Annotated in this window: 5 protein-coding genes and 1 pseudogene; 1 reads left to right on the forward strand and 5 read right to left on the reverse strand. The window is 72.6% G+C overall.

The annotated features are described in order from the left end of the window. From FUT87_RS18035 to FUT87_RS30880, 4 genes and pseudogenes are all read right to left on the reverse strand, one after another. The coding region (locus FUT87_RS18035) for a TolC family protein (RefSeq protein WP_147241915.1) at positions 1-715 on the reverse strand (715 nt) is incomplete at its 3' end. 135 nt (positions 716-850) lie between these two features. Beyond that, entirely contained in the window at positions 851-1,231 is a 381-nt protein-coding gene (locus FUT87_RS18040) for a DUF2946 family protein (protein WP_147241916.1), read from the reverse strand. Further along, entirely contained in the window at positions 1,201-1,818 is a 618-nt protein-coding gene (locus FUT87_RS30875) for a beta family protein (RefSeq protein WP_147241917.1), read from the reverse strand. The genes FUT87_RS18040 and FUT87_RS30875 overlap by 31 nt, the downstream gene beginning before the upstream one ends. 73 nt (positions 1,819-1,891) lie before the next feature. Continuing rightward, positions 1,892-2,311: pseudogene (locus tag FUT87_RS30880) on the reverse strand (beta family protein); the annotation flags it as partial. A 256-nt stretch (positions 2,312-2,567) separates the two neighbouring features. Between FUT87_RS30880 and FUT87_RS18055 the strand changes: the two are divergent. Beyond that, positions 2,568-3,620 (forward strand): alpha/beta fold hydrolase, encoded by a 1,053-nt coding sequence (locus FUT87_RS18055; protein ID WP_147241919.1) that lies wholly within the window; start codon positions 2,568-2,570, stop codon positions 3,618-3,620. 190 nt (positions 3,621-3,810) lie between these two features. Here FUT87_RS18055 and FUT87_RS18060 read toward each other — a convergent pair. Next, positions 3,811-4,230 (reverse strand): DUF4148 domain-containing protein (locus tag FUT87_RS18060; protein WP_147241920.1); only part of this gene is annotated, 420 nt, incomplete at its 5' end.

A 4,230-nucleotide genomic window follows, 5' to 3' on the forward strand; every position in this document is an offset into this window, starting at 1 on the left:
CCTGCGCCTGGCGCCATTCGATCCGCGCCGTCGACACCGCGACCCGGGCGCGGGTCTCGTCGATCGGCGACAGCTTGCCGGCCGCCACGCGGCGCGCGGTCGCACCGGCGCCGTCGCCGGCGATGCGCAGCGACTCCTCGGCACTCTGCAGGCGCTCCTGGGCCAGCAAGGCAGCGAAGAAGGCCTGGACCACCTCGGCGCGCAGCTCGGCGCGCACGGCGTCGAGTTCCGCCTGCGCCAGGTCGCGACCGCGCCGGGCCCATTCGGTCCGGGCGGCGCGCTGGCCGCCGATCTCCAGCGGCTGGCTCAGCAGGACGGTGACGGTGCGGGTTTCGCGCCGGGTGTCCTCCTGCTCGAGGCTCAGCGTGGGATTGGGCGGCAAGGCCGCCTGCCGCACCGCGCCGTCGGCGGCCTCGACGTCGAAGGCGGCCGCGCGCAGCCGCGGGTGCGCCCCCAGGGCGCGCTCGATGGCGGCCTCCAGCGAGAGCGGCTGCGGCGTGTCGGGCCGCGGCGAGGCGACTGGGGGCGGAACTCCGGCATCGGACGAGCGTCCGGCGCCGGACGAGGATCCCGCATCGAATGAGCGCCCGGCGACGGGCGAAGACCCCGCATCGGACGAGGGCCCGGCGTTGGCCGAACCGGACGAGGCCCGGCTCGCCAGGGGAAGAAGGGACAGCAGTGCCGCGCTGCACAGCGGCACCAGGAACTTGCGCATCGGAGACTCCGGCGTTGCGCCCGCCGCCGTGTGGAGCGGCGGGCAGGAAAGGGATCAACGGGGAATCGGCGAGCGCCTGAGGCCTCGGCCAGGCCGAGGCGGTCGAGGATCAGGGAAGGACGAGGCGCCCGCCGGTCAGGCGGTGCGCCAATTGGGGCGTTCGCGGCGGTCGGGGCCGCGCGAGGACCAGGACTCGGGCGCGGCGGCGCGAGCGATCGGCCCGTTCACGGTCGGCAGCTCCAGCGGCGTGCTCGCCACCGGCTGGGTGTGCCCCAGATGGCAGAAGCCGCAGTCGTCGTCGACGCAGGGCGTCGGCAGATGGGTGGCCTTGGCGGCGTCGGCGGATGGGGCCTCCGGCGAGGAGCCAGACCGATGCTCGCCCTCATGACGATGCTCGTGATGCCCGACATGGCGGGCGGCGGGATCGTCCTCATGCCCGCAATAGGTCGCCGCCACCGCCCAGCTCAGCTGGAGCGGCACCAGGATCAGCAGGAAGACGGCGAACCAGCGGCGCATGGGGCGCGAGTATAGGCGGCCGCTTCCTCGATCATCTCGTCGACCTGCGTCGCCAGATGCAGGTTGACACGCACGGCGGTCCACTCCTCCCGGCCGCGCGCGAAGGCCCGGCCGTTCGCGGCCTCCTGGATCGCGTGCTCACCCCAGAGGCCGCGTTCCCCGAAGCCCGGCGCGCCCGAGACGATCGCCGACGCCGCCTCCTGGCTGGCCTCGTCGACGGTCGATCGCAGTCGTCGCTCGAAGCGCCATTCGCCCTGCCGCGTGTAATCGATCCGCACCAGGCCCGGCGGCCACTCGGCGCCAGGCTCACTCGGCACGTGGACCGCCCCATGGTCGCCATAAGCGACCCGGGCCGAGGCGCCCACCCGTCGGTGCAACTCCCGCTCGAGCAGGGCCAGGCGCCCCGAACGCGGGAACTCGCCGGTCGGCGCGCGGCCCAGCGCCTGCGCCGCGGACGGAAAGCTGTTGCCCATCACCACGACGCGCAGGCCGGGCCATCTGGCCCGCCAGCGCAGCACCAGGTCGCGCGCATTGCCCGCGCAGCCCAGCAGCCAGTCCCGCTCGGTCCCGAAGTCCAGGACGACCAGCGCCCGTCCGGGGCGCGTCGAGCTGGTCCAGCGCCAGCTCGACGCCGGTCGTCAAGGGCACCGCGCCGCGCAGGCGGAAGACGACCAGGCCGAACTCGCGCTCGATGACCACCGCCTGCTGCGCGACGGCGCGCGGGTTGGCACCGTCGGGCGCCTGCACCACGGGCATCGCGCCCGGATGGTCCTGGACGAACTCGCGCCAGAGCCGGAACCCCTGCGCCGGATCGACCAGCTGCCGCCAGGCCGCGGCATGCTCGGACGGCGCACGGCCGAGGTCCACCAGGTAGGGCAGCGAGCGCATCACCTCTTCCGCCTGCCGGGCGGCATGGCGGAAATCCACCAGGGCGGGCATCCGCGGCGTCGGCGTCAGCGTGAGCAGGGGCAGCATGCGGCGCTTGCGCGCCCGATCGAGCTCGCGCAGGCCCAGCAGTTCCGCCGGCTGCGTCCGCAGCGAGGGAAAGTAGACGATCTCGTCCAGCGACACGTCCTTCATCGACTCCTCCTTGGGGCCCTGCCCCGGTCGCGGACGCCCCGCGCGCCCGGTCCGCGCAGGCTAGGAACGCGGGGCCTCGTATGCCAGCGGCGGGATTGATCGATGTCAGGAATCGCAGCGGACGACGCGTTTGTATGCCGCTGTATCTGCTGGCGCCCGGGCGACACCGGCATGCACCCCGGTCGGCAAGTCGACAAGCCGGCGATACATCCGCCCGGTCCACTGGGGCCTTCGCGACCACACCCTGGAGACCGACATGACCGAGGCCTCGCTGCCCCGCCGCCGCTTCCTGATCGGCGCCGCTTCCGCGGCCACCGCCCTTGCCCTCCCGACCGGCCTGAGCCGGGCCGCCACCGCCGCGCCCGCGGGTGACGCGTCCGGCGCCAGCGGATCCCCGATCGCCATCTCGCCGGCCTTCGGCGTCCTGAAGGAGATCGACGCCGGCGACCTGCGCGTGGGTTACGTCGAAGCGGGCCCCGCCGATGGCCCGCCGGTCCTGCTGCTGCATGGCTGGCCGTATGACGTCCATACCTACGAGGGGGTCGCGCCCCTGCTGGCTGCGGCGGGACATCGCGTGATCGTTCCCTACGCGCGGGGTTACGGCACGACGCGCTTCCTGTCGGCCGGCACGCCTCGCAACGGCCAGCAAGGCGCGCTGGCCAGCGACGCCATCGCCTTGCTGGACGCGCTGCGCATTCCGAAGGCGCTGGTCGCCGGCTGCGACTGGGGCGCGCGCACGGCGGGCATCCTGGCCGCGTTATGGCCGGAGCGCTGCGAGGCGCTGGTGTCCGTCAGCGGCTACCTGCTGGTCAGCCGACAGGTCAACCAGCAGCCGCTGCCGCCGGCCGCCGAGCTGCAATGGTGGTACCAGTACTACTTCGCGACCGAGCGCGGCCGCCTGGGCTACCAGCAACACCGCGAGGCCTTCGCGCGGCTGATCTGGCAACTGGCCTCACCGCAATGGCGCTTCGACGACGCGACCTTCGCGCGCAGCGCGGCCGCGTTCTTCAACCCGGACCATGTCGACATCGTCGTGCACAACTACCGCTGGCGCCTGGGGCTGGCCGAGGGCGAGCCGCGCTTCGATGCGATCGAGGCCCGCATCGGCGCGGCACCGGTGATCGGCATTCCGACGATCACGCTGGAGGGCGATGCCAACGGCGCGCCTCATCCGTCGCCCGCGGCCTATCGACCCAAGTTCAGCGGGCGTTACGAGCACCGCGACCTGCGCGGTGGCATCGGCCACAACCTGCCGCAGGAAGCGCCGAAGGCGTTCGCGCAAGCCATCCTCGACGTCAGGCGGTTCTGAGCGCCTCAGAATTTCCGGTGCGAAAACGAAAGCGGGGTTCCCATGCGGGAACCCCGTTGCTCGAAGTGGGATGACCGTTCGGTACGGGTCGGGTCATCCGAAGTCCATCCTGCGGTCCATCAGGCCAGCACGGTTCCGGTCGGACCCGACGAGCGGATCGTCACGGCCGGTGCGGGATCTGAGGGAGCGATCAGCGAGTGGACGAACGCGCCGCCTCGAACTCCGGCGCATACCCTTGCTCGCTCCACAGACGCTCCAGCGTCCCGTCGGCGCGAGCCTGTTCCAGCTCATCCATGACCTGGGCACGTGTCTTGCCGCCCGCAGCAGGTGCGGAGAAGCGCACTTCGCTGCTGGTGTCCGACGACATGCCCACCGTCACTTCGGCATCGGCTTGGTGATTCGAATACTGCACGTCCATGCCGCGGGCTTCATCGAAGTCCGGCGCATAGCTGTGCTCCCCCTGCAACTGGGCCAGGGTGCCGTCCGCGCGGGCCTGCTCCAGCTCCGCGATCACCTGGTCGCGGGACTTGGGCCCGGACACGATCTCTTCCTCCACCTGGGCGAATGCGGGCACGGCCAGCGCGGCGGCCAGGGCCGCGGCGCCCAGGGG

It is taken from the genome of Mitsuaria sp. TWR114 (genome assembly GCF_007997345.1).